Consider the following 24478-nt stretch of genomic DNA (forward strand, 5'->3'; position numbering starts at 1 on the left):
GCAGTTCAGGCAGCGGCCCGCGAGCCGCCGCCTGACGCGCTACAGTTTGCCGTTTCTTCTTCATTGGCATATCCATGACTTTTACACCTCATGATATGCCTCGCCCACGAAATCACGGATAGGTCCCCGAAATCAACTTCGGAATAGCGACCGCGTGCAACGATTTCGACAGCGGTCCACTGGTCGTCGCTGTCGTTCTTGTATGCCCCGGCGAAGCGCAGCATCACGCCATCTACCGACTGCGTTCCCCACTGGCTCAACATGTTCTTGTCGATCCCGCCGAGCGACCATTCCAGTTCCATCGCCTCCGGCCCGAAATCGTATTTGACCGGCGCGACCATGCCACCACCACGCCATTCCTCCATCTTGCGCGTGAGCTTCGGCAGCGTCAGTTCCGCCGTCTGCCCGATGTACGACACGCCGTTGAGAAACACGTTGAAGTGTTTCAGTTTGGACGGCATTCCCATTTTTCTATCCTCCCTTCCCTACGTCTGACCCGGACCGGTTGTCCAGGCGGCTGTGTTACGCGTTGACCTGCGCAGCGAAATCGACCAGATAGCGGTCTGTCTGGCGCTGTCGCAGCTTCAGGTTTTCGAGCGGCGGCGTCGGCGTGTAGTCGTAGATCAGCGCCAGCGTGCCGTCTGCGAGCGAGGTTACGTCGTTGTCGTCTTCGTCGTACCATGCGTCTGCCCCGATCAGTTCTCGGCCGACCATTTTGCGCAGACTCGCCCGAATGCTTTCGAGCATGTCGCGCGGCAGCATCGGCTGCATGACGCCGTCGATATCCGGCATCTGTGCTTCGGCGATCGTGTCAGCCAGCACCTGCGCGGTGCGCGTGTAGTTCTCGAACGAAAAGCGGGGTTCGTCGGATGCCGTGCGCGAGCCCCAGAAGCGGAAGCCGTTTCGGTTGATCAGGGTCGTGACTTGATTCTCGTTCAGCAAACCCGCATCGGTCGCCGGGTTTTGCAAATCCCACGACACGGGCTTGCTGATTCCTTCGATACCGTTCACGGCAACGTTCGAAATCGTCTTGTGCCAACCGATCTGTTGATCGATCTTTGCGCGCAGCCCGACGGCGTATGCCACGGCGGGAACAACCGCCTCTTTCGATGCAAGGTCGTCCCACGCGACAAAATCCGGCCAGATCACCATGACTTCACGCTGGCTGAACTTCTTCCGGTACGCAATGGCATCTGCCAGCGTTTCGACCAGCTTGCCATCTTCCCCACGCGCTGCAACGTAGACCATCGCCCGCAACACTTGCGCCGTCGCCGCGAGCGCATTCGCGACCGGCTGCGTATCGAGATCGGGCACCGCGAGAATGCGCGGCTTGACCTGCACGGCGGCCGGGGCTGCTTCCAGCGCCTTGAGCCCTGTTTTCGTCCCGTCCGGATGCACCTCGCCGATGATGTTCGACGTCGTTTCGGCGAGGGTGGCGCCCTCCTGAACACGCACGACGACAGTCACCGGCCGGGTTTGCAGCGAAATCGCGCGAAGCGTCTTGTACAGCGTGCCCTTGCGCCCCGCCTTCCCCATCGCCGCCTGAACGTTCGTGAGCAGAACGGGTTTGTTGAGCGGAAAGGTGTCGGAATCCGCGTCCTCACCGGTGCAGACGATTCCGATAATGGCGGTCGAGACGGTCGTAATCGGGCGGGCGCCCGACGTTTCTTCGATTACGGTTACGCCGTGGTGATAAGCCTGCGGCATGGTATGTACTCCTATGGTGAGAATATTCGGGAGCGCGTCGAAGTGTTTCTATGCCGCGCGTTGCGTTGCTCTGCTATGCCGAGTCGTCGGACGATTGCGACGGCTCAGGGGGGCGCACAATCTGCATCGGCTCGTCCGGCCATTCCGGCTTCCCATCGAGCAGATGCGCATCCACGGTGCGATCAAGCGCGGCGGCATACTTCGCGTACTCGCGATAATTCGCCTCATCGACGGGGTCGAGCTTGCCGCTCTTGAACGCCTCCGCGTTCGCATCGAGATACGGACGCACAGAAGCCATGCGCGCGTCGTATTCAGCCAACATTGCGCCACACGCCGACTCGTACGGTGCCGGATCGTCGGGCCATTTCACCGACTGCGGAAAGCCCTTCGCCTCGATCGCGCGTACCAGATCAAGCTGATAGGACGACCACGCGAGGAACGAATAAGCCTCCTTTCGCGTGAGCATCCCGGCCGCGTATGCGTCTGCCTTGCCGTGATTGATGGCCCGCGCGCGTTCGAGACGCGATGTGAATTCCGCCATTGCGGCCGCCCGCTCGCGTTCGGCAATACGTGCCGGATCTGCGAGCCATTCGCCATCGACCCACACGTGATCGGGCGACGGTCGCGGGGCTTCGGTCAAACCTTGTGCCTCCGGGGTCAGCCCGGCCGTCATAAGCTCGGCGGGCTCGCCGGTGTCCTGGCGGTACAGCATCAGCCCGCGATAGTCCGGCAGCATCACCCACTTATTGCCACGTCGAAACGGCCACGTTTTCGGTTTGCGTTCCGGGAGCGGGTCCACCGTACTGAACGCCGGAATCAACCATTCGGCGGGATTTTTCGGGTTGATATCGGCCAAGCGGCTGGCGATGTATTCGCCGGTGTCGGAGCTATATTGGTGAATCAGCATTTCTCAGTTCCTGTTAGAAAGCGCGAATCATGGCGAGCAGCGCGAGATTGCGCGGCCGCGCTTCGTTTCCACCGTCACCGCCGATCGAGATAGCGTGCGAGTGGGCGCCTGCGCCGCCAATTCCGACGTTGTGTCCGTGTCCGCCCGCGTTGTTGAGCCAGATGCCAGTCCCCGAACCCCACGTCCCGTGCACGTCCTGTCGGTCCCAGTTGTACGGCCCCCACCCCTGCCCGTAGGACGTGGCCACGACACCGACGCGGCCCATCGGAACTTGGTGCGCGTGGCCCGGATCGTTGACGTAGTGGCTGTGTTCGCCTTGGCCGTCTGTCCATGCCGAATGCACGTGATCACCCACGGCAGCAGCAGATGCACCATGCGCGTGCCACGCATTCGTGAACATTTGATGGCTGCCGATGCTGCGCCCACTATCGGCACCGCGGCCGTCGTCCCAAAAGCGGGGGAACTCGCCGCGAAACTCAGGAATTCGGAACGTCGTCGTGCCGTCGCCCGTGGAGAAGCAACCAAACCGCCCATTACCCCAATCGGCCTCAGAAACGAGTGCTCCGCTCGCCTGTGCATAAGCCCAAAGAGCCGGGTAATCGGCACGCTTGATGACTGCGCCATTCAATTTCAGGCAACCGGCCCGGGCAGTGGTGCGCACTTCGAGAATGATCGTTCCGACAGATTGCGCGCCGACGGTAGCGACGACCCATTCCGTGGTCGGAACGCGCGTTGACGCATCACCCAACGGCGGCGTCTGTGCCGTGATCGCCCCCGCGACCTGCAACAGACCGATGTTGTCGTCGGTCGTCTTGCCAACGAACACCCGGCCGCCCCACGGGGCGAGCGCAATAGGCTTTTTCAGTTTGTTGTCGAGATCGGACGCTTCGAGCGTCAGCCCGTCGAAACTGGTATCGGCCGAGATAACCGCCTGACGAGCGCGGCGCATCGTGAGCGACCCACGCATACCCGTGTTGCCGGTGCGTGCGTCGAACCAGTGCGAATACTCGCCTTTCGGAACCGGCATCCCATCCACTTCCGGTGCGAAGCCGATCCCATACCACGACCGCACGGCCAGATTTGCGACAGTCGCGGAAGCACCGTCGCCGTTTCCGGCATGTACGCCGCTCACACCCGATCCCGGCGCATCTGAGACGCGTACCGAGCGTTTGACAGAAATCGGCCCGGCGAAATCGTCACCGGCAATGTTCGCCTTGCGTGCCAACACAGGCTTCAACGTGGCGGGCGTCACGACACGGATATCGTCTATGCCCTCATCGACCTCGCCCTGCGTAGCCAGTTCGACCACGCCTTGCATTTCCGTGGTGGCTGGCGGGTTCAGAAACGTGGCGTCACCGAAAACCAATTGCGTTGCGTCGATATCGGTGAATTGCACATCACTGGAAAGCAGCATCTGTGCTGCGGGCGATTTTTCCATGATGGGCGTGTCTTGTACGTAGACGGCGAACAGCACGCCCGATTCGAGATACCACCCGAAGGCGTACATCGCGTACTGATCTTCGGTACTGTCTTGGATCGTCACGTGAATCGTATCCGGTGAGACGTTTTTCCCACCGAACGTATCGATCCGCTTGCGCTCGTTCGGCAACACCTTCATACCGGCATCGAACTTGAACGGTGCAGTGCCGATACCGACCTTCGTCACGCGATGTTCAGCCGTACCGGTGTTACCCGTTGATACGAGCGCTTTGCGTCCCGCGTCGGTAATTCGGATCAATGGCGTAGTCATATATCGAAACTCGATTCGTCTGTATCCGGAGCCGAGCCGCTCCCCTTAGCTTGTTGCGCTCCGGAGCCATCGCTGTCCGGTATCTCGTCGCCCGGCAGGTACACCGCATAGGACGCCCCGTCGCATCGCACTGCTATGGCTGCCATCGGTATCGGTTCAGACGGTCGTAGTGCGCCGCCTCCGTCGCGAATCGCCGGAATCGTAATCACGGGTTCAGTACCTCAATGGTGTAGCCTTCGAGCGAAACCGAATCGTTTGCATCCGCGACAGACGCATAGAACTCGATTGCGTTTTCCTTCGCCGTGTCGACCCCAAGTGCGGTTACCTCCCCTTGAGAGCCGCCAATCCCTGCGTTTCCAGTCGCGGTGGTGATCTGGCGGTTCAGCACGCCGCGATTGCGAACGATGGTGATCACCTGCACCGAGGCATACGACGGAATGTTCTGATTCGTCGCGAGTACCGTGTATCCGCCGTATTCGATGATCATTCGCTTGTCGTTCGTGCTTCGCGTAAACGACCAAAGCGCCGTTATTCGAAACGCACCATGTTCACCGAGCACACCACCAGCAACCGGTATCGACGCAAGCAACGTCTTCTCGCTCACGCCCGATACGACCACCGAGGCGCCCGATTGCGCATGCACGTAGCTCGACGGCTGACCGGCACCACCACCGCCGATTCGGCAGATCGCCAAGTATTTTTTGAACTCCGCCAGCGTCACTTCGACTCCCACGCCGTGTGTGAAATCAAATTCGGACCGTCGTACGTGTAGCGCTGCACACGCTCGATACCTGTAATCGGCTCGATTGCCGTGTCGGCAACGAGATTGCCGGACGCGTCGTACTGGAACACGTGGCTGCACGACGACGGCGAAAACACAACACCAGCCGCGTCGACCACTACATCGAGTGTGTCGGCGGCCCGGGCCAAGCCCGATTGCGTGTCGCCTCTCCCGCTATGCCTGTCAACGAGGTTTCCCATTTCTCAACCTGCCTCACTATCTGAAAGAGTCAATCGGCGATACAGCGCCGCTTGCATACCGGCACCGATCGGTTGACGCCCCTGCATCGAAAAACCTTGCGTGAACGTGTAGTGCGCGCGCACCGGCTTCGCACGATCCACTTCGGCGAGGATTTCGGCAACGTATGCGGCCGTCGGCGCACTGCCGTCTTGTGCCGCGACCGTCATCACCAAATCGAACGTGTATGGCTTGCCGGGCGGCTCTTGCTCGAACCACTCCCGCAAAACGATGTTTCCGCCGAAACTCTCCACGACCTCCCGGACGGCGGCGGCCGTGCCGTTCTTTCTCGCGATCGGAATTGCAGCCTTCACCCGCGCTCGTTTAACGCGCTCTGGCCAGTCCTCGCGCCATGTCACGACACCGAGGTGCCACGCCAGCCACGGCAGCAGATCAAGCCGAATTGCGTCCGGGTTCATCAGGTCGCGAATCGGAACGTCGATTTCGCCGAGGCGCGCGTTCGCCGTCGCGATTGCGCGCATCAGAGGTGTCGCGTTCGGTGGAAGGAGATCGTTCGTCATTCGCGCTCGCTCGTGGTCGGTGCCGCCGCAACGGCGACGTTGACCGATGCGCAATACGGCGCCTGCGTTTTCGTCACTTCTACGTCCGCCGCCGGCGAAGCGAGATCAACCCGTTCCACGCCTTCAACGTGTAGCGCCGCGATGATCCCGGAGCGGGCAACGACGCGCCCGATCCGATGCGTGTCGGCGATGTACCGATCGAGGCGTGAGCGCGCCTCCTTCAGCACAATGCTCGAATCAGGGCCGGGGAACGGGTAAATCATCGCGTCGATCCCGTAGCCGATGATCATCGCGGGACCGACCGTAACCTTGTCCGTCAGCGGGCGCACGTCGTCGGGGCGCAACGCAGCATCTACCGCGTCGATCACCTCCTGATTCGGCGTTCCGTCGCCGTCACGCGCAAGCACTGACACGAGCACTTCGCCCGGCGACGGGCTCGTCGCCGACGCGTCGAGTACCGAACCATGCGCCGCGAGTGCGTGTGAACGATAGGCACCCTCTGGACCGGCAACCGAAAAACCTTGCGGCGCGAGCTGCGTGCGATAGCGCAGGTCGGAGTCGCCCTCCATCACAGCGGGCGTGCCAGCGTCCGGGTCTTCCGGCACGATCTCCAAGCGCTCAACGCCCAACAGGGCGGCCAACTGGTCAAGATCACCGCGCATTGCGAATGCGAGCATCACCGCGCGAGCGGCATCGTTGATGCGCTGGCGCAGGTAGATTTCGCGGTAGACGCTCTCCTGTAGCTGGATCGTGATCGGCTCGGATTCCAGTTCGAGCGCGGCGGCTACTTCGGCACGGCGATCCTCCGGCACAAGCGCCAACGTACCCGCCTTGCGTTCGGCGAGCAGTTCCTCGAAATCGATCACCTCAACCACATCAGGGGCGGGCAGGCGCGACAGATCGATTGGCGTACTCATGCCGCCACCTCGCTATCAGTGCCGACCGTTGTCCGGAACCCGGCGCGCATGCCGTTGAGGTTCGTATATCCCTCGATCACGATTGGCACTGCGCCGTCAGAAAATTCGCCTGACGTGAAAGCATCCGCGTCGATCGCCACACGTGTAACCGTTAGGCGTGGTTCCCAACGCATCAGCGCCGTGGCGATGTCTGCGTACACCTGAGTGAGCACGGCTTGATTGCCCGGCGCGTCGATGCGATCCGGCAAACCGCAGCCGAACAGGCGCCGCTTCACGCGAGAAAACATGGGCGTTGCGAAAATGACTGCCACCGACTGGCGAAGGTGATCTTCACCGCCGATGTAGCGCCCTGTTTGCGCGTTCATGCCGATCATTGCTTCCCCGCGATCGGCGGCGACACGAGCGCGAATTCTCCCTGCGCCATGTGCGGATGGAATCTGAGGCTGATGTCGCCAGCCTTTACGTCGTCCGTGAAATGGGCCGAGCCGCGGATCTGCATAACGGGACCGGCGCCGCCCTCACCCGATTCGCCGGTCGCGCCGCTCAGGAACGTGAACGGCCCTTCGACCGTGAGCTTGCCCTTGCACGTCGTTTGCTTTGCGTCGAGCGTGACGGTTTCGGCCTTGATGGTCGCGTCCTTCGTTTCGACGACTACGGACGCGGGCGCAGCGAAATGGATCGTGGCGCCCGCAGGCAACGCAACCGTGAGCGCATGGCTCGCGTCGTCGTACACGATCCGGCCGCCGTCGGGGAAATCGATCAGGTGTTCGTTCGGGCTGGTGCTCGGGGCGGGATAGTCGTCGGAATACTCGGCGCCCGACACAACGCCCTGCGACGGATCACCGCCCGGGCAGTCGATCACCACCGGCTCGCCGATGCTCGGTGCGCTCCATGTGCGGACCTTGCCCGCACGCGCGGCTTTCCACGGAAGCCAGTTCGTCGTCAGCCCTTCGCCGTCGGTGTCAGGGTCGCCAACGGCGACGCGGCACCGGGGCGCGGTGGGGTCGACCAGATCGAGCGCGACCACGCGGCCGCGCAAAATCCCGTTCCGCTGTTGTCGCTGTGCTTCGTTCGCTTGTGCCTGTCCCACGTGTGCCTCACCGCTGTATCAATCGATACGCCCATCGTGCCGCGCGCGCGATCGTCAGGCGAGCGACCGCGCCACGGCTCAGGCCGGGTACAAAATCAGCGAGGGAAAAGCGACGGACGCGCGCGACCGCGCGTCACCGGAAGGAAAGGTGTTTGAGGTAGTGGTCGCGAATCATGCCGCGTTCGGGCTCAGTGAAGCCGAGCAGCACGCGACGGGGATATCTGTATTCCGGTCCGCCCGGCGCCACCGGGGCGCGCTCGCCGTGTTGGTGGACGGCTGCAATCTGCGCGACGCGCCCGGCGAATCCGACCGTGCCGCCGTCGGCCGTCGCCGCGACCGTCATAAACCGCGTCGTGCGCAGCTTCATGAACATGGCCTGACGCCTGATCCGGCCCACACTGGCGCGCGCAGGCGGGCGTTTGCCCGACGCACGCTTTCGCGGTTCGAACGGCGCTCCGTCCGGGTTTGTCTGCTTCGCGATGCGGGCCGCCTGACTGCGCCGTAGGTCGCGAACGACGGCGCGCAGCACGCCGCGCCGCTGCGCGGGCGTGAGCTTCGCCAGCAGTTCGCCCGCCCACGCCTCGAATGCGGTCAGATCGTCCGTCACGGTTTGCGTGCCGCAAGGATCGCGTCAACCGGGTCGACCAGCCACGCGGCAGAATCCACGTTGCGGTTTCCGGGCGCGCTGTCGTCCACGGACGAATACGACCGGGTACCGTCCGGTGCCACCTTCACCACGACATTCTCGGTCAGGGGGACCCGGATCGACAGATCGACGGCGCCGTGATTCAACATGTCCGCTTCGAACGTGATGCCGTTCTGCCGCGTGTCCGGGTTCTGCACGATATCCGGCTGATTGCGCTTCGCCCACTCGACAATATCGCCCATCAGGGCGAACGTCGATCCGGCGAAATCGAGCAGCACGATACGCGCCACGTAGCGAATCACGTACGACTGCGCGCGCGACGCGTTCGATTCGGTCACACCTTCATCAACGAACACGAGCAGGCGATCGGGGTTTTCGGGCAGGTAGGCGACGGCGCCCGTGATCGCGGCACGCAGGGAATCGAGCTTTTTCACCGTGCACCGTCCGGATCTGCGACCGTAGCCGCGCGCGCCTGGCAATCGGCAATCGCATCGACTGTCGCCGCACACTGCGCCCACGCGACCTTCGTCATCAGCAGCGCCGCATTCATGTCACGGTTCGTTTGCGGCGCCATCGCAGGCAACGCGCACCGCGTTACCGGCTGGCACGCGTTGAAGGTAATCACAGGCGCCGGTGAGATCGGGGCTTGCTTGCAGGCGGGCAACGTCAGCAGGCAGGACAGTATCAGCCCATGCGCGAGATTCGGGCGTTTCATTGAGGATTCTCCGGGTTGCGGCTTCGATGCGCGCCTGCGCCGCGCTGATCTGCGTGCGCGTCGTATCGAGCCGCCGTTGTAGTTCGGCGTTCGACTGCGCATTCGCTTCCAGTCGCGCAATCGTCTGATCGCGTGCCGTCACCTGATCGCGCGCAGCGCGTGCGGCTTGCTGTGCGTCCGCAACGTCCGCACGGAGTGATTGGACGTAGCGAACGCCACCCCATGCGGCAAGTGCAGCCGCACCGACCGCCAGCAGCTTCACGACAAGCGGACTCATGCGCCCACCGTGTACGACGCCGATTCGCCACTGAAATGAGCGGTCAGCACCTGCCGACGCGGTTTCACGCCGTCGGCCGCGAGGCCGATATGCACCCACCGGCCGCCCTCGTGAATGAGCTGATCGAACGCGAGATTCGACGCCGCCAGCTTGCGTACGACGTCGAGCGGTGCGCCGAATTTCGGGCACACGAAATCGGCCGCGAGCCCGGCAAGGTGCGCGCTACTGGCGACGCCGCCCACCGCGCGATTCAGTGCCGGGCAACGATAGCCCGACGTGATCTGCATCGGCTTGCCGCCCAGCAGCACGCGAGCCTGTTCCAGCGTCTGCGCCAGACGCCGCAGGTTTTCGACCGTCGCGGCCGACGGCGTGTTGTCGATCTGCCGCGTGCGCGCTACGTCACTGCCGATCAGTTCTGCCAGTGTGAAGTGGTCCGTCAACTGCATAGAGCCTCCCTGATTGCCTGTGTGCGGAGCGCGCCTTATCGGCCCGCGTCTGCTCCGCGATCCACCTCGCGCAACGCGCGATCGAGCGCCCGATCGAGCACCCGCGAACCGCCGTACCCGGCAAGCGTGATAACGCCCGCCTCAAGCACCGCTTGAAAATTCATCCATTCGGACGCGAAGAACGCCAGCAGCCCGGCCACCAACGACACCACTAGATCCTTGGCGATTTCCAGCCCGATCGAGCGGACCGGCGCCACGTCGGCCGCAAGCTTCTGCAACGTGCTCGCGAGCCCGCCAATGAACGACAGGAACAGGCACAGCGTCACGGCCGCGAGCGGAATGCTCGACAGATCGTCGCCGAACGTGACCGTTGCAGCCCACGCCGACGGCGGCCACACCACCGCCAGCCAGACCCACCGATACCGAATCAGGTTTTGCACGCAGCCCTCCGATGACGTTTTTCGAATTGATCATGGAACGCCAGCACCAGACTGGTAACGGCCATTCCGACATACAGCAGATAGGCGCCCCAAGCGTTGCCGAGGATCGGCGCAAACACGAAGGGCGGCACGAGATAGCAGAACGCCGCGCCGACATAGAGCGCGTGGCGATGCCGCACGAGCCACACGCACGTACAACGTCGCGGCAGGATGCCGTTCAGCAGCACGTCGGCGACCTGCACCATTGCGATTCCGATCATGGCGAGCGTCAGGATTGCGCCGGGCAAACCCTCCCGCCGCATCATCATGTCCGCGAGCGCGTGCGGTGCCGACACACTGCGCGTGACGACCACGAGCGCGAGCACTGCATACAGAGCGCGGAACGCGACCGCGCGTGCGCCGTGATCTTGAAAACCGGGGTCTTTTCGCATACGAACCTCAATCGAATAGCTGAACCAGCGGCGCCGTTCCCGCGATCCCCGTCGAGTCCGGCATTTCGACCTCGAACCCGAGCGGGAGAAACAGACCGATATCGGCCAAGCCCGGGTTCGCCTCTAACACCGCCTCGACCACGCCATCGGTGCGGCCATACCAACGCCAGCAGAGCGCGTCGACGGTTTCGTTTTGTTGTGCACGTGCCTTCATCAGATCAGGTCCACCGTGACGCGTCGGCGACGTATGATGTCCGAGACAGCCCAATACGCGTCACGTCGCGCGTCTTCTGGCAGGCAGTCCAGCGCCTCCGCTCGGCGCGCGCCACTGGCCGACGTGTCGTAGCCGCGATAGCGCTCAACCAGCCACGCAAGCGCCCATGCGTACACGGCCCGGCGAAAGCGCGACACCTGCACGTTCACGCCGTCCACTTCGCTGCTCAGGGTCGCCGCCAGATCGGCCGCACCTTCGCGCTCGCGATCCGCGCGCCACTCGGCGAGCACGTCGCGGGTATGCGCGATGCCCTCGACTACCGCATCGCGAAACCGAGCGTCGGTGATCGTGCCGTCTTGCAGGCGCATCACTTCACGCGCGACGCGCAAATCGATTTCGGGAAACCAGCCATCGCCCGGGATAACCGAGGCGACAGCAGGATCGTCCGGTTTCGGCGCGGTCGCGGCCGGGACGGGCGCGGTCGAAACGAAATCATTCATCGCGGCACCGTTTCGGGGTGGCGGTGGACGCGTGCCGCTTGGCAAGGCGCAATGCCTGCCGCCCGGCACGCGTGCCGCCACGTCGCGAGGGACGCGTTACGCATCCGAGCCCTCACCTTCGGGGCCGAGTGCAGATTCTTTGCCGGACAGCAGCGTTTCGAGCCGCGCGATATCGCGCTTCACGCCGATTTTGTCGTTCAGTTCGAACGCGCGCCGGAACGCCGCAAGCGCGGCATCCGGATCGACCGCGGTCAGCGCTACGCCGTACGCCTTGAACAGCTTCGCGCGGATCTGATCGACCATATCGAAAGGCGCGGTCAGGTCGATCACTTCGGCCAGCATGCCCGACGGCACGTCGGCAGTGTCCGCGAACCCTTCGGCCACCGTCGCCGGCAGCGTGCGGTCGAAATGTGCGGGCATGGTCAGCCCGTGGCGGATCGCGTAGCGGGCGATATCCATCGCCCCGCCCATGTCGCCCGCGTCGAGCCGCCACAGCATGATCGTTGTCACCACGTCATCCTGACCGCCTGCATCGCGTTCCAGCACTTCGCTGATGTACGGCACATAGTCGGGAAGGATTTCGCGCTTGATTTCGACCTTGCGTTCGACGGATTGCGTTTCCTTCAATCGCCGCTGATCCGTTGCAAGCTTCGCGCGCATCATTTCGAACGCCCTGTCCTGCCCGCGCTGCGTGCTCGCCGCGACCTCGCCGCGCGTGTCGCCCGGTTCGGGGACGAACGCGGCCGACGCGGCGACGCGCATCAGGTGCCGAGTGATCGGGGTATGTCGCGTCATCGCCGCACCTTACTGGCCGCCGACCGGTGCAGGCGCACCAGCGATTTCGACGTTCTCGATCAGGCAACCGGCGCCGAAATCCTCGACCACGTACGCTTCGTTGCTCGATTCGAAGAACTCGACCTGATCGCGCTTCGGGTTGTCGATCACCGCGCGTCGACGGCCACTGATTTGCCAGTAGATCGACAGGGTTTTCGGGATGGTGATGAACAGCTTGCCGCGCGGCATGAAAGGCACCTGCACGGCTTTCAGATTGCCGATGCGCTTCTGGCTGATGACGAGACCGGCCGCGAGCGATTCCGTCGGCGGGTTGTCGCGATCGAGAATCGGAAAATACTTGTCCAGGAGCGTATCGCGGCCGCAGAGAACGACCAGTTCCGGGCTTTCCGCATACCACGGCTCGATCAGTGAATTCGTCGCCTCGTACACGAGTGCGTCGAGGTTCTTGTAATCGCCATCGGCGCCGCCGATCACCAGCTTGCCCGAGCCCTTCTTTCCTTCACTGATCACACGGTCCTTGGCCTGATCGCGGTACTTCTGCAACCAGCCCTTGTTCACATCTTCGAGGTTCGGGTTCTTCGTGCGATCGGACGTTGCGGCCCGGCCAACACCATTGAAGCCGATACGAATCCGATCGAGCGCTTGTTGCTGCGCGTTCACGTCGCGCACCATCGTTTGGAAGTTCGGGAACTGCGCCCACGCGTCGAGCTTGCTGTACTTCAAATGCGTGTCGAAATTCGTCTGCGTGCAGACGTATGCGTTCGGGTCCATGTCGGTCAGATCGACCGTGGTTCGATCGGACTTCGTGGTGTCCGTCGTGCTCGCGATCGGTGCGCCGATCAGCAGGCCGAGCTTTTCGCCCATCTGTTCGGTCACGCCCTGCACGTTGATCTGTTGCAGGAATGCCGCCGATTCTTGAATGCGTTTTTCGAGCGTTTGTTGCACGCTCGGCGCGACCGCGAATTTTTCCGCGACGCTCGCGACGCCGTTCAGCTTCGCGATGTTGTCCATGTAGCGCGTCAGTGCGCGCCGGGTAATCGGGTTCATGTGTTCTCCGGTGATTCGATGTGTGGTGGGTGAGCGCGGCCGCCGTCAGCAGTCGGTCGCTTCCCAATCGGCGCCGCCCTTGGCGCTCGGTCGCGCGACCCCGCCCGGCTCGCTTTCGAGCTGCTTGCTCAGGGTGTTGAACGCTTCGCGGTCTTTCTCGCGATCGGCCTTGACCGAAGCAAGGTCACGCGTCAGGTTCTCGATCAGCACCTGTTGCGACGCGCAGTGCATCGAGAGGCGTGTCACGGCATCCGCGTTCGAATCGCCGCTCACGCCATTGCCGGGCGCCGGATCACTCGACGCGCGATCACCCTTCGGCGTCGACGGTTGCGCCGTATCCTTCGCGCCCATGCCGAACATTTCGGCGAACTTCGTCGCTACGGCCGAGGCGAACGACGCAGGCGACGCGGCCGGGTCGGCGGGCAAATCGGCGACAAGCGACGCCGCGTCGACCTCAACGGCGACCGAAAACAGGTTTTCCGGTGCGAGCTTTCGCGTCTTGAAGTGATCCGGGTGTTGCTGCGAGAACGTGAGGATTTCCGTGCCGAGGCTGGCCGGGCTGTCGGTGACACCGAGTCCGACGAGATATGCCTTGCCGGAGTCCGCGAAATTCGGCGCAATCTCGATGCTCGAATAGATCTTCTGGCGGGCCTTCGTCATCGCACGCAGATCGTCGGTCGGGTCGATTTGTGCGAACAGCGCGAGCTTGCCGTCCTCGACCGTCCGCGCTTCAGCGGCGCGAATATCACCGTATGCGCGAAACTGACCGTCGGGCAGAACGCCGCGAATGTGTTCCAGAAACACGCGCGCGCCATACGTCGCCGGGTTGTACGTGTCCGCCATTTCTTGAATCTGTTGTCGCGTGATGGCGCGACCATCCGTCGTCGCGCCCTCCGTTGCCACCCGCACAAACTTCATTGTGTTTTCTCCCTGTTGATTCCTGTCCGCTTATCGAGCGTGAACACCATCGTGCGTGAGCACTGCAAACGCTTCAACGCACGCTCCCGTGTGACAGGCCGGGTACAGATTCAGACGGTCGATTTCGCGCTCGCGCGCGCGATACGCTCGACGCATGGTCAAACCTGCAAACCCCTTCGCCGACTTCCCGGCATCGAACGATGTATCCGCAACGAACGTGACGAGTTTCGCCACGCGCCGCGTCGCGCGTGATCTGTTTTGGAGCGGATGGAAAATTGCCGCCATCGCCGAGTACATCGGCGAGCCGCGGTCAACGGTGGAGACGTGGAAACAGCGCGAGGGATGGGACAAGGCAACGTCAACCGACAAGGTTATCGATGCGCTCGTGCAGCGACAGCGCGTATTGATCGCGAAGGAAAACAAGGACGGGAAGGACTTCAAAGAACTGGATTTGCTCGGCCGAGAAATGGAGCGTCAACAGCGCATACAGGCGCGCGCCGAGCGGGCCGAAGGTAGCGGGAGCGACAGCGGCCCGGCTAACGAAGGCAAGACGAGTGCATCGGCGCGCTCGTCGTCGCGCAAATCGAATCGCAACGTCATCACGGCCGAGCAGGAACAGCGGCTGAAGGACGCGATGCGCGAACAACTGATCGGCCATCAAAACAGGTGGTTCGAGAATCGACACCTGCGCCGCCGCAACATCCTGAAGTCACGACAGATCGGCGCCACGTTCTATTTCGCGCACGAGGCGCTCGTGCGCGCACTGGAAACCGGCACGAATCAGATTTTTCTGTCGGCGAGTCGCGCACAGGCGCACGTGTTCCGCTCGTATATCCAGAAATTCGCGTGGAACGCTGCGCAGGTTGAGCTAACCGGCGATCCAATGCGGCTGTCGAACGGTGCGGAATTGATTTTTCTCGGCACCAGTTCCCGCACGGCCCAAAGCTACAACGGCGACCTGTATTTCGATGAGTATTTCTGGGTCAGCAACTTTGCGACGCTCAACAAGGTCGCGATGGGGATGGCGACGCATTCGCATTTGCGGATGACGCACTTCTCAACGCCGTCCACGACGACGCATGAAGCCTATCCCTTCTGGACCGGCGCGCACTTCAACCGCGACCGGGCCGACGACGAGCGCGTCGAGATCGACATTTCCCACACATCGCTTGCACCCGGCCGCCAGTGCGGCGACGGGCAATGGAGGCAGATCGTCACCGCTGAGGATGCGGTTGCGTCCGGGTTCACGAAACTGGATCTGGAGGACTTGCGCTCAACGAACAGCCCCGCCGATTTCGAGAACCTGTACATGTGCCAGTTCGTGGACGACACCAGTTCGGTGTTCGCCTTCCGGCTCGTACAGGCGTGCATGGTCGATTCATGGGACGTGTGGACGGACGTAAAGCCGTTGCTCGATCGGCCGTTCGGCTGGAAGCCGGTATGGATTGGCTACGACCCTGCCCTTACTGGCGACTCGGCCGGGTGCGTCGTGATCGCCCCGCCCGAGCAGCCGAACGGAAAATTCCGCGTGCTCGAACGGCATCGCTGGAAGGGCATCGACTTCGAAACGCAGGCCGAGAAAATCCGCGAATTGACGCAGCGCTACCACGTGACCTATATCGCGATCGATACGACCGGCATCGGTCACGGCGTGCATCAGCTTGTGCGCCAGTTCTTCCCGCGCGTCGTACCGATCAATTATTCGCCCGAGGTGAAAAACCGCCTTGTCCTGAAAGGCATGTCGGTGATCGGGAAAAAACGCCTGGAATTCGACGCGGGTATGACCGACCTCGCGCAATCGTTCCTGTCCATCCGCCGAGCCATGACGCCGAGTGGCACGAAGATGACCTACACCGCCGCGCGTAACGAAGAAATCGGCCATGCTGACCTCGCATGGGCCTGCCTTCACGCGCTGGATAACGAACCCCTCGAAGGTGCCAGCCGCGCACGCAGCACCGTGGAGATTTACTGATGAGCACTGCCCTCGTTTCGACCGCCGACGCGCACAACGTTGCAACGCGCGCGCCGCTGTCCTCAATCGAAACATTCACGTTCGGCGATGCGGTCGCCGCGATCGACGGCGCCGACATTCTCGACTACGCCGAACTGTGGGCGATCGATGATTATTTCGAGCCACCGATCAGCCGCGCCGGGCTGGCGAAATCGCTTCGTGCAGGCACGCATCACGCGTCCGCGCTGTACTTCAAACGGAACGTGCTCGCGTCGACGTTCATCGAACACCCGAAGTTTTCGCGCGATGCGTTCCGCCGCCTCGCACTCGATTTTTTGGTTTTCGGCGACGCGTACCTCGAACGCGAGCGCAACCGCGCCGGTGGAGCGCTCCGCTATCGCCCTTCCCCCGCGAAATACACGCGCCGAAAAACGGATCTGGTCAATTTTCTGTTCATCGACGGCTTTCTCAACCGCCACCAGTTTGACACGGGCTCGATCTTCCAGTTGATGGAACCGGACGTGAATCAGGAGGTGTACGGCATGCCCGAGTACATCGCATCGTTGCAATCCGCGTGGTTGAACGAATCGGCCACCCTGTTCCGGCGCCGCTACTACGCGAACGGCTCGCACGCCGGGTTCATCCTGTACCTCAACGACCCGAACATGGACCCGGACGACGTAGACGCGATCCGGCAGGCGTTACGCGACTCGAAGGGCATCGGCAATTTCCGGAACCTGTTTCTGCACTCGGCCGCGCGTAACAGCGGTGGCGAAAAAGGCGCAGTTCAACTGATCCCGATTTCCGAGGTTGCAGCGAAAGATCAGTTTTTCGACATCAAGAACGTGACCCGCGACGACACGCTCGCGGCTCACCGCGTTCCGCCGCAATTGCTTGGCATCGTCCCGAGCAATACGGGCGGGTTCGGCGCGGCCGACACCGCCGCGCGCGTGTTCGGGCGGAACGAAATCGTGCCGCTGCAACAGCAATTCCTCAAAATCAACGAGTGGGCGGGCGAGGAAATCATCCGATTTACTGATTACATCATTCCGAATATGTCGATATCGGCGCCCATCCTCTAGCCGCGGACGATCTATGTCGTGTTCACTCGCCATACTCGCAACGCATAGCGAACCGGTCGCGCCTGCACGGAAGTGCTTCGTGCAGGCGTGCCATCGACGCCCTCCGTCACAATGGGCATGCCGATATTAGCAGCATCGACATTGAGTCTGATTTAAGATCATTACATTTTTCAATACAAGGATCAAAATCACTCCACCCTATATACCTCGAACGGCCGAAAATGCGCCATCTTTAATAAGATATTCCGCTACATCATAAAATGGCACGGTAAAACTCCATGAGCCATAGGAATATGCCGCGATTGAGTAAGGCTCATATAGAAACGTGATGCCATCCGGTGAAATTACAAAATTTCCAAAATTATCAATGTTTGGCGCAAGACCTTGTGAAATCCATTTCTCTTGATCCGCATCCGCCTTTGTGCCATCGCGGTTCCACATTTCACGCAAGGCCGATTTGATGCACAGATCACTGATCACCTTCAAGCTCTCATCCGATATCACAATAAAATCGGAAAGTGACAATTGGTATATTTTTCCGTCGAAAAACGCGAAATTTAAGCATTCGAAGTGACTGTTCGGGTGCGCCGCCTTTGCCCCATACCAACCAACAGTATAAGAGAGGCTCAAAATATTTTTATTGGCAAACGCGACGGAGTAGGAATCCCATCTGCCATTGTTATGCGAAAATCCGAGGTCCCCGTCAAACAAATCAGGCATTTGATCCCAAGGGCGTTGCCTCGATTGTATTCTGACTCGCTCGGCCCTTCCGAGAAACCAACCCGACAATGCTTCGGCCACTTCTGGTTCGCTTACAGATTCAAAGCGCGGAAAACTGATACTGATGTCGTGTCCTGGCCTCGCATCCCACACTTCGCGGAATTCACGCTCGAATATTTGAAATGGGCCGTGAGCAGCCCCTTTCTCAACCACGATCTTTTGTTGATCGGCCGCGATTTTTAGAGATTTAATAAGCTCCGCCCATACATCAGCCGATCCAGCATCCAGATATTGAAGTCGCTTGCCAACCTGCATCGGCACGTCACATTTTTCCAAAATCACCGGAATTGCATAAATGTCAGTCGGTTGTTTATATCGTAAATTCTCAATCGCCTGATTCGCCTCTCTTTGAACGAACCCTCTTTTTTCGACGCTACGAGGACTCATAAAAAGCAAAATTGTATTTGCCTCATTAAAGGCTCGATCTATTTCTGCCTCCCAGTTTTGCCCTGCCACCAAGCACTTACAGTCCATCCAAGGTTCGAAGCCTTCGTTTTTTAGTCTATCAAAGTATGGAGTAACGAGGTTTCGATCTTCTTTTGCGTAACTCAAAAACACCTTCAGCATACATCCCCCGGTTGCGTCAATCGTAACGAAAGCAGTGTTCAGTCTTCGCTTCGGATATTAAGGTAGCCGGTCTAACTTGGAAAGGCTACGTGCAGACATCATAAATACGCCGTTAGCGGTCCACGCGTGACCATGCGTCTGACGCACGGTGACCTGCGTCTGGTTGCGTCGGGGATTTTTGCCCCAAAGTCCCGGAAACCCGCCGTACACGTGGCCTCGTCCATCGGACATATTGCGTCTGGAACAGACTATTATTTTTAGCGGGCAGGCGCGGAGGGGACTGCGCTATCCGGGCGCCGGGGCGCAAGCCCCTCCACCGCCCAGCCCGTGCGACGCGCGCCCACCGAGCCCGCGTCCGGCCCGCCACGAGCACGCCGACGCCTAGGCCAAGGGTCGGGGCGCATTAGGCGTCGAACCGCTCCGAGGCGCGCAAATCGCTCCGGGCGCGGTGCCTCGATTTCCTGATGTGATATCACTTTTTGATTGCACTCTGATAGCATTTTTTGCTATCATCTAGGCATGAAATCGAAACACGCCCGCACCCTCGCCGCGATCTTCACGAAGCCTACTCTGGGCGGGATCGTGTTTTCCGATATTGAATCGCTCGTCGCCGCACTCGGTGGCGAAATCCACGAAGGCGCCGGGTCGCGCATCGCCTTCGAACTGAACGGCACGCGTCGCTACCATCACCGCCCACACCCGGGCAAAGAGGCGAAGCGGTATCAGGTGGAGGATCTGCGCGACTGGTTTATCGAAATGGGAATCAAGCCATGAACAACGCCATGACTTACAAGGGATATTTCGCCCGGATCGATTTCGACGGGCGCGATAACATTTTCGTCGGTCAGGTTCTCGGCGTGGATGACAAGATCAGCTTTCACGGCGAGACGGTCGACGAACTCGCGCGAGATTTTCATGCGGCAGTTGATCACTATCTGGACGACTGCAAACGCGCCGGGCGTGAGCCGCAAAAACCCGCGTCCGGAAAGCTGATGCTGCGCATAGATCCGGCCGTACATGCACGTGTCGGTATCGCCGCCGCACTGTCCGACGAAAGCATCAATCAATGGTCGGAAGAAGTATTGGGGCGTGCAGCCCGAGAAGTGTTAGAACGAGCCTCACTCATTTGATTCAGCCAGCCTCAGTCGGGTATTTTTCATCGTTACCCAACGTAAATAAAATTACGTGCAACGCATAGAAAATAATTTTCACGCCAGTTTAAATACAAATTATCCGGGGAAATTTCATGGAATCAGAATTCGATAAAGTTGAAAAGAAAGTGCGGGATAAAATAAAGAACGAGCAAGAAGTGGCCGCAGAAGAATATCGATTGCTGGTAGCTCGTCGCGACAGACTAAAGACTTTCGAAAGAATAGCCTCAGTTGTTACGCCCATATTTTTCGCAATCATCTCACTATTCATATTCATCGCCAGCTACAAAAGGGGATATTTTGATGTGTTTGGCGTAATCACATCAAGCTCAACATTTTCTTGGATTTTATCCGGAATTGCGGTTACGGTTACAGCGGGAGCACTCCTCTACTATCTTCGTGACGGCGCCTCAACCGCAAATTTTCGGAGATTGTCCGACAAGGTTGAGGAGGTGGAGATATTGCTTAATTCGCAACCCGCATTCGTAAAGAAAGAGATTGGTCGATTTTTTATCTCTGAAGAATTGCGTCAAGATATCATCACCGAAATCAAGGACGAGATTCGCAGCTCCACATTGGATTCCGCACTTACGGCACTCGCAGAAGAAAATCAAGAAGCCAAGAAAAAAATCCAATTCCTTGAGCGAGTTAGCTCCGAGCATTTCGATACGACAGTTCGACTTGACGATGCAATCAGCAATCTGCAGACACGCGCAAATCTCAATCTCGTATTTGGCATAATCCTGACCGGCATCGGCGTTACCATTCTTTGGCAAACTTTGTCACTTTCGATTCATGGCGATTCAATGTGGGATTTTGCGCGAACGTATTTCCCGCGACTATCTCTCGTATTGATTGTTGAACTATTCTCCTACTTCTTTCTTAACCTATACAAGAGCAACCTCTCTGAAACTCGCTACTATCATAATGAGCTAACAAATATATCTAACCGGCGAATTTCATTAATGTGCGCACTGGAGTCAGGTGAGCAAGAAATGCTCACCCCCGTCATCACCGAACTCTCAAAAACAGAGCGAAACAACATCCTCAAGAAAGGACAAACAACGGTCGAAATTGAGAAGGAGCGAATCCAGTCCGACGCAAACAAGAATTTGACATCGATCGTCGAGCGCCTCTTGCAAGCAGCGATTCCATCGAAAAAAGAGTAGCTTGATAAAATCGGGCAAGGATGTGAGACTCCCTTGCCCGTAACGCTGCTTACTGGCGGTGTAAGAAAGCCGCTCGGATTGCTTCGCGCAAGTTACTCCCCTCCCCAACCAGCCGCGCCTCGGTCAGACTGAGTACATCTACACGATGTACTGAAGGCTCTCCGGGGAGGTGCATCTTACTGATGGTCACTGTACTTTGCATCGACAGCCAGTCCAGTAAATCGACATCAGTGAACCTGGCTAGCTGCGCCTGCCCGTTGATCACTTTCAGAGTCTTTGGCGTGACCTTGGTTTTGCCTGCTGCCGTTGCCGCCTCTTGTGCAGCCAGAAGGTGTGCGACAGCGTTCACGCCCTGTTCCTTCATCACCTTGACCGCGCTCGTCGCCGAGACTGCGCCTGACGTGACCATTTCCTTGATCGGCTTCGGCGCGGCCACGAGCGTGAGCGCGTTTCGAATCGAGGCGACGTTGCGCGTCAGGCGCCGGGCGATTTCCTTCTCATCGATTCCGGGGCCGATCAGACGTTTGATGACCATCGCCTCGCCGAGCAGCGTCAGGCGGCGGCCGGAGTTATCGAGAATCAGCCCGAAAATTCGATCTTCTTCGGTCGTGCCGCGCACCTCGTTGATCACAGGCACCGCTTCTATGCCGGCCCCCTCGCTGTTCGCGAGCAACACGGCATCCCACCGCGTATGACCATCGGATACATACAGATAGCCGTCGGACGCTGCCGCGACCTTGATCGGCTTGTGGCGAAAGAACCCGTTTGCCTTGATCGAATCCGCGATTTCCCGAACGGCCGTCGGGTATTCCGGGTCAGCTTCGCGCGCTTCATTGAACTCCGGCCGGACGCGGATCGCGTCGAGCGAAACCATGTAGACGTCGGCCGTGCCCTGCCGGAACGGCTTCACGATCTCTTTCACGTTGCCCGGCACCAGTTCCATTTCTGCCTGTACGGTCGTTACAGCATTCATCGTTCATCCCCTTTCAAGTACCCCGGCGACGGAATGTCGCCATCATCAGAAACCGACCCGCCGTCCGGCGTGTCATCAAAAAGCGAAAGCGACTGCCGCCGCTCGGCGCGGCGCACTGGCTGTTCTGCAGGCGTCATCGTGAGCGCCGTTCGGTACGTGTGACCACACAGCACGTTGTCGCACTGGAAATCCACGTTCCAACATAAATCTGACGTTCGCAGCATCACGCGGGCGATACCCCGCGACTTGCAATGCGGGCATGGCATGGTCCACCGCATGTCACAACCCGATCCGCTTCGACGTGCGGGAATTGACCGAGCCGTCCAGCGGATCAGCACGCACGATCGGCAGGTCGAGCCCATCGCGCGGCGACGCCGACGGAGACAGCGAATACAGGATTTCGAGCGACGCGGGCGCACGAAATCCGCAGGCGGGGCACCAGAAATAGAGGCGGCGCATCGTGTCACTCATCGGCTCAGAATGACGCGCCTCGATTTTCCCGTCGCACGCGGGACATTCGATCGACATGTCGTGCGGATCGCGATAGCTGGCGTTCATAGGGCTCCCGAATGGTTAGGTTGCAAGTGCTGCGTGGCGTCGGCCGTGTCGTAGTCGGCCAGCCAGTCTGATACGTCGTGCGAAACGCGTGCGCGTGCGCCCTCGCGGCGCGTGCGGCCCGGATCTGCCGGCGGATCGATGCGGAAAGACTCCGCGTATTCGAGCCATGCAGCGACCGGCGTTTCTGGCGCTTCGACCCGCTCGGGCTCCTGCGTACAGTTATTGACACCAGTCCAAGGGCGGGCGGCTGCGCCGCCGCGCCGAACCACCCGCCACACGTGACGCGTCGACGGCACGAAAATCTCCGTTTCGCGGGTGTACGAGCAAAGCCCGTCAACGATGCTCGCGACGCCGATAGCCTCGACACCGTGCGGCACGCGCACCGGCGCGATGCCGTATCGCCCTTCGCGGTGCTCGACCGTGTGGCGGATGTAGACCATGCGGGCTTCGCCCGCGATGCCACCCATTGCGCGCGAGTACGCGGCCCAATCGGCGGGTTTGTCGTCGCGCTTCTGCGCTGCCGTCCATGCCGCAACGATGCGCGCCGATTCTTCGATTGCGGGTAAGTCGTCCTCTTTCACGCGGCGCAGCTCGCGCCACACGCCAACCGGTGCGCCGCCGAACTGCTGGAACTGTCGGATGCCCCACAACGCGGCCCATGTCTCAACGCGAGCCGACGGCGTGATTTCGTCGTCGTCCCAGAAGTCCGACTGCACAACGTAGCCTTCGTTTGTCTTGTGGTCGCCGACCGCGTGACCGTCGATGTTCTTGGAAATGTATTTGGCGATGTACCCGACCGCCGACCCTTTCGCCTTGTCGATCAGTTCGAAGCGCACGCGATGCTCGCGCGCGCCCGGTTCGTTGCCGGAATCGCGCAGGCCGTGTTTGCGCATGATTTCGCAGAACCGCTTGATATCGTTCGAGAACACCAGACCGTGCCAATGCGGCGAACCGTCGTGATGCGGCTCCGCAACGCGCATGCCGAAGTACGTCACGCCTTCGCGGCTCAACTCCGCGCGGATGCGTTGCCACACCTTCCGCAAGTACGCCTGCCCGTCGCGCGGCGTGACGCCCGCATAGTTCGGGTTCGGCTTGAACCAGCTACCGGTCTGCCTGACCGCATGGAACCGGCTCGGGCAAGTCAGCGTGAACATGACGCCGCGATAGTGCGCACCATCGGCCAGTTCTTCCAGTCCGCGCAGCCGCGTGAACAGTTCGCCGCGCTTCAATGCCTTGTTCGAAATGCCCTTCGACGCCAGTTCGGCGAGCGTGAAGCGCTGTCCGTCCTCGTTCTCCATCGTCACCGCTTTTAGCGTCCGGTCATTGCGCCGGTTCTGCGCCATGCGCCGCCGAACGGCTTCATCGCTCGCGTACGGCTCCGCTTTCAGGTGGACGAAGTGCAGACGGATGTTGGAGTGTTCCAGGCTACGAATGTGCATCTTGCGCAACTGACGGCGCCACCACAGTTCACACTTCACGCGCACGACCTGATCGGCGGGGTGCTCGAAATTCGGCATCTCGACGTTGTAGGCGCCGCACGTCGCACGCGCGACAACGAGCGCATCGGCCAGTTCGAGCCCATACGAGCGCATCGTCACATCGGATGCGATGCGGCGAGCCTTCATGCAGATTTCATGATCGGTCGCGTCGGGTGAAACCGGCATGCCGTCCGGCGCATGATCTTCGAGAAAGTCGCGCAGTGAGTTAGCGGCGGCGGCCAGATCGAACATGTGCGACGCATTGAACCCGGTTCGCTCGCGATACTTGCGCGCGCTTTCGCGCCCGGCTTCGCGCGCCTGTTCGAGCGCGCGGCGCATCCACTTCACGGGAAGGCGCTTTTTCGCCTTGTTCGCCTCTGGCAGTGTCGGGACGGTGTTTTCTGCGTCGCGCGCGTAAATCCACATTGCC

At 60.6% G+C, this 24478-nt stretch carries 31 protein-coding genes and 2 pseudogenes; 5 read left to right on the top strand and 28 right to left on the bottom strand.

Annotated features, from left to right (window positions below; genetic code table 11):
* Nucleotides 1-125: 125 nt before the first annotated feature.
* From QZM72_RS29875 to QZM72_RS29980, 22 genes and pseudogenes are all read right to left on the bottom strand, one after another.
* Nucleotides 126-467 (bottom strand): annotated as a pseudogene (locus tag QZM72_RS29875) (phage major tail tube protein); the annotation flags it as partial.
* 55 nt (nt 468-522) lie between these two features.
* Nucleotides 523-1707, bottom strand: a complete 1185-nt coding sequence (locus QZM72_RS29880; RefSeq protein ID WP_301739860.1) for a phage tail sheath subtilisin-like domain-containing protein — start codon at nt 1705-1707, stop codon at nt 523-525.
* Between the two features lie 73 nt (nt 1708-1780).
* Nucleotides 1781-2614 carry a tail fiber assembly protein gene (locus QZM72_RS29885; RefSeq protein WP_301739861.1) on the bottom strand — a complete coding sequence of 278 codons (834 nt, stop codon included), beginning with the start codon at nt 2612-2614 and terminating at the stop codon, nt 1781-1783.
* 13 nt (nt 2615-2627) lie between these two features.
* On the bottom strand, nt 2628-4364 hold the full coding sequence (locus tag QZM72_RS29890; RefSeq protein ID WP_301739862.1) for a tail fiber protein: 1737 nt from the start codon (nt 4362-4364) through the stop codon (nt 2628-2630).
* Nucleotides 4365-4569: 205 nt separating this feature from the next.
* A complete protein-coding gene (locus QZM72_RS29895) occupies nt 4570-5085 on the bottom strand; it encodes a hypothetical protein (protein WP_301739863.1) in 516 nt (171 codons plus the stop codon).
* Entirely contained in the window at nt 5082-5345 is a 264-nt protein-coding gene (locus tag QZM72_RS29900) for a hypothetical protein (RefSeq protein ID WP_301739864.1), read from the bottom strand. Before QZM72_RS29900 ends, QZM72_RS29895 begins: the two co-directional genes overlap by 4 nt.
* Before the next feature lie 3 nt (nt 5346-5348).
* Nucleotides 5349-5903, bottom strand: coding sequence for a phage tail protein I (locus QZM72_RS29905; protein WP_301739865.1), 555 nt, complete (start codon nt 5901-5903; stop codon nt 5349-5351).
* Nucleotides 5900-6820, bottom strand: coding sequence for a baseplate J/gp47 family protein (locus QZM72_RS29910; RefSeq protein ID WP_301739866.1), 921 nt, complete (start codon nt 6818-6820; stop codon nt 5900-5902). The genes QZM72_RS29905 and QZM72_RS29910 overlap by 4 nt, the downstream gene beginning before the upstream one ends.
* A complete protein-coding gene (locus tag QZM72_RS29915) occupies nt 6817-7194 on the bottom strand; it encodes a GPW/gp25 family protein (RefSeq protein WP_301739867.1) in 378 nt (125 codons plus the stop codon). The genes QZM72_RS29910 and QZM72_RS29915 overlap by 4 nt, the downstream gene beginning before the upstream one ends.
* Complete coding sequence (locus QZM72_RS29920) at nt 7191-7910, bottom strand: phage baseplate assembly protein V (RefSeq protein ID WP_301739868.1); 720 nt, start codon at nt 7908-7910, stop codon at nt 7191-7193. The genes QZM72_RS29915 and QZM72_RS29920 overlap by 4 nt, the downstream gene beginning before the upstream one ends.
* 133 nt (nt 7911-8043) lie before the next feature.
* Entirely contained in the window at nt 8044-8517 is a 474-nt protein-coding gene (locus QZM72_RS29925) for a phage virion morphogenesis protein (protein WP_301739869.1), read from the bottom strand.
* Entirely contained in the window at nt 8514-8990 is a 477-nt protein-coding gene (locus tag QZM72_RS29930) for a phage tail protein (protein ID WP_301739870.1), read from the bottom strand. Before QZM72_RS29930 ends, QZM72_RS29925 begins: the two co-directional genes overlap by 4 nt.
* Nucleotides 8987-9220, bottom strand: coding sequence for an Rz1-like lysis system protein LysC (lysC, locus tag QZM72_RS29935; protein ID WP_301739871.1), 234 nt, complete (start codon nt 9218-9220; stop codon nt 8987-8989). Before lysC ends, QZM72_RS29930 begins: the two co-directional genes overlap by 4 nt.
* A complete protein-coding gene (locus QZM72_RS29940; protein ID WP_301739872.1) occupies nt 9108-9548 on the bottom strand; it encodes a protein lysB in 441 nt (146 codons plus the stop codon). The genes lysC and QZM72_RS29940 overlap by 113 nt, the downstream gene beginning before the upstream one ends.
* Nucleotides 9545-9994 carry a D-Ala-D-Ala carboxypeptidase family metallohydrolase gene (locus QZM72_RS29945; RefSeq protein ID WP_301739873.1) on the bottom strand — a complete coding sequence of 150 codons (450 nt, stop codon included), beginning with the start codon at nt 9992-9994 and terminating at the stop codon, nt 9545-9547. The genes QZM72_RS29940 and QZM72_RS29945 overlap by 4 nt, the downstream gene beginning before the upstream one ends.
* Before the next feature lie 35 nt (nt 9995-10029).
* Complete coding sequence (locus tag QZM72_RS29950; RefSeq protein WP_015875760.1) at nt 10030-10434, bottom strand: phage holin family protein; 405 nt, start codon at nt 10432-10434, stop codon at nt 10030-10032.
* Nucleotides 10422-10799 (bottom strand): hypothetical protein, encoded by a 378-nt coding sequence (locus QZM72_RS29955; protein ID WP_301739874.1) that lies wholly within the window; start codon nt 10797-10799, stop codon nt 10422-10424. Before QZM72_RS29955 ends, QZM72_RS29950 begins: the two co-directional genes overlap by 13 nt.
* Before the next feature lie 73 nt (nt 10800-10872).
* Nucleotides 10873-11079: a tail protein X gene (locus QZM72_RS29960; protein WP_114179911.1), complete on the bottom strand. Its 207-nt coding sequence runs from the start codon at nt 11077-11079 to the stop codon at nt 10873-10875.
* Nucleotides 11079-11624, bottom strand: coding sequence for a head completion/stabilization protein (locus QZM72_RS29965; RefSeq protein WP_301739875.1), 546 nt, complete (start codon nt 11622-11624; stop codon nt 11079-11081). The genes QZM72_RS29960 and QZM72_RS29965 overlap by 1 nt, the downstream gene beginning before the upstream one ends.
* 51 nt (nt 11625-11675) lie before the next feature.
* On the bottom strand, nt 11676-12374 hold the full coding sequence (gene gpM, locus QZM72_RS29970) for a phage terminase small subunit (protein ID WP_301739876.1): 699 nt from the start codon (nt 12372-12374) through the stop codon (nt 11676-11678).
* Between the two features lie 9 nt (nt 12375-12383).
* Nucleotides 12384-13421: a phage major capsid protein, P2 family gene (locus tag QZM72_RS29975; protein ID WP_301739877.1), complete on the bottom strand. Its 1038-nt coding sequence runs from the start codon at nt 13419-13421 to the stop codon at nt 12384-12386.
* Between the two features lie 45 nt (nt 13422-13466).
* On the bottom strand, nt 13467-14339 hold the full coding sequence (locus QZM72_RS29980; RefSeq protein ID WP_301739878.1) for a GPO family capsid scaffolding protein: 873 nt from the start codon (nt 14337-14339) through the stop codon (nt 13467-13469).
* Between the two features lie 154 nt (nt 14340-14493).
* Between QZM72_RS29980 and QZM72_RS29985 the strand changes: the two genes are divergently transcribed.
* Complete coding sequence (locus tag QZM72_RS29985; RefSeq protein ID WP_301739879.1) at nt 14494-16311, top strand: terminase family protein; 1818 nt, start codon at nt 14494-14496, stop codon at nt 16309-16311.
* The gene (locus QZM72_RS29990) at nt 16311-17372 is read left to right on the top strand and encodes a phage portal protein (RefSeq protein WP_301739881.1); all 1062 of its coding nucleotides are present in this window, start codon (nt 16311-16313) and stop codon (nt 17370-17372) included. Before QZM72_RS29985 ends, QZM72_RS29990 begins: the two co-directional genes overlap by 1 nt.
* A gap of 198 nt (nt 17373-17570) precedes the next feature.
* Here the strand turns inward: QZM72_RS29990 and QZM72_RS29995 are convergent, their stop codons facing one another.
* Entirely contained in the window at nt 17571-18719 is a 1149-nt protein-coding gene (locus tag QZM72_RS29995) for a TIR domain-containing protein (RefSeq protein ID WP_301739882.1), read from the bottom strand.
* A gap of 519 nt (nt 18720-19238) precedes the next feature.
* Between QZM72_RS29995 and QZM72_RS30000 the strand changes: the two genes are divergently transcribed.
* The 3 genes from QZM72_RS30000 to QZM72_RS30010 all read left to right on the top strand — a co-directional run bounded on the left by QZM72_RS30000 (nt 19239) and on the right by QZM72_RS30010 (nt 21039).
* Nucleotides 19239-19493 (top strand): type II toxin-antitoxin system HicA family toxin, encoded by a 255-nt coding sequence (locus QZM72_RS30000; protein ID WP_015875749.1) that lies wholly within the window; start codon nt 19239-19241, stop codon nt 19491-19493.
* A complete protein-coding gene (locus QZM72_RS30005) occupies nt 19490-19849 on the top strand; it encodes a type II toxin-antitoxin system HicB family antitoxin (protein ID WP_301739883.1) in 360 nt (119 codons plus the stop codon). Before QZM72_RS30000 ends, QZM72_RS30005 begins: the two co-directional genes overlap by 4 nt.
* A 116-nt stretch (nt 19850-19965) precedes the next feature.
* Entirely contained in the window at nt 19966-21039 is a 1074-nt protein-coding gene (locus tag QZM72_RS30010; RefSeq protein ID WP_301739884.1) for a hypothetical protein, read from the top strand.
* A gap of 49 nt (nt 21040-21088) precedes the next feature.
* On the opposite strand, the gene QZM72_RS30015 is transcribed toward QZM72_RS30010, so the two are convergent.
* The 5 genes and pseudogenes from QZM72_RS30015 to QZM72_RS30035 all read right to left on the bottom strand — a co-directional run bounded on the left by QZM72_RS30015 (nt 21089) and on the right by QZM72_RS30035 (nt 24474).
* Nucleotides 21089-22012: a ParB N-terminal domain-containing protein gene (locus tag QZM72_RS30015; RefSeq protein ID WP_301739885.1), complete on the bottom strand. Its 924-nt coding sequence runs from the start codon at nt 22010-22012 to the stop codon at nt 21089-21091.
* Nucleotides 22009-22149 carry a hypothetical protein gene (locus tag QZM72_RS30020; protein WP_301739919.1) on the bottom strand — a complete coding sequence of 47 codons (141 nt, stop codon included), beginning with the start codon at nt 22147-22149 and terminating at the stop codon, nt 22009-22011. Before QZM72_RS30020 ends, QZM72_RS30015 begins: the two co-directional genes overlap by 4 nt.
* A 6-nt stretch (nt 22150-22155) precedes the next feature.
* A pseudogene (locus QZM72_RS35715) lies at nt 22156-22374 on the bottom strand (ogr/Delta-like zinc finger family protein); the annotation flags it as partial.
* A complete protein-coding gene (locus QZM72_RS30030; RefSeq protein WP_301739887.1) occupies nt 22292-22570 on the bottom strand; it encodes an ogr/Delta-like zinc finger family protein in 279 nt (92 codons plus the stop codon). The pseudogene QZM72_RS35715 and the gene QZM72_RS30030, both read right to left, overlap by 83 nt.
* On the bottom strand, nt 22567-24474 hold the full coding sequence (locus QZM72_RS30035; protein WP_367620044.1) for a replication endonuclease: 1908 nt from the start codon (nt 24472-24474) through the stop codon (nt 22567-22569). The genes QZM72_RS30030 and QZM72_RS30035 overlap by 4 nt, the downstream gene beginning before the upstream one ends.
* Nucleotides 24475-24478: the final 4 nt, after the last annotated feature.

This window comes from Burkholderia sp. AU45388 (assembly GCF_030481585.1).
Lineage (GTDB): Bacteria > Pseudomonadota > Gammaproteobacteria > Burkholderiales > Burkholderiaceae > Burkholderia > Burkholderia sola.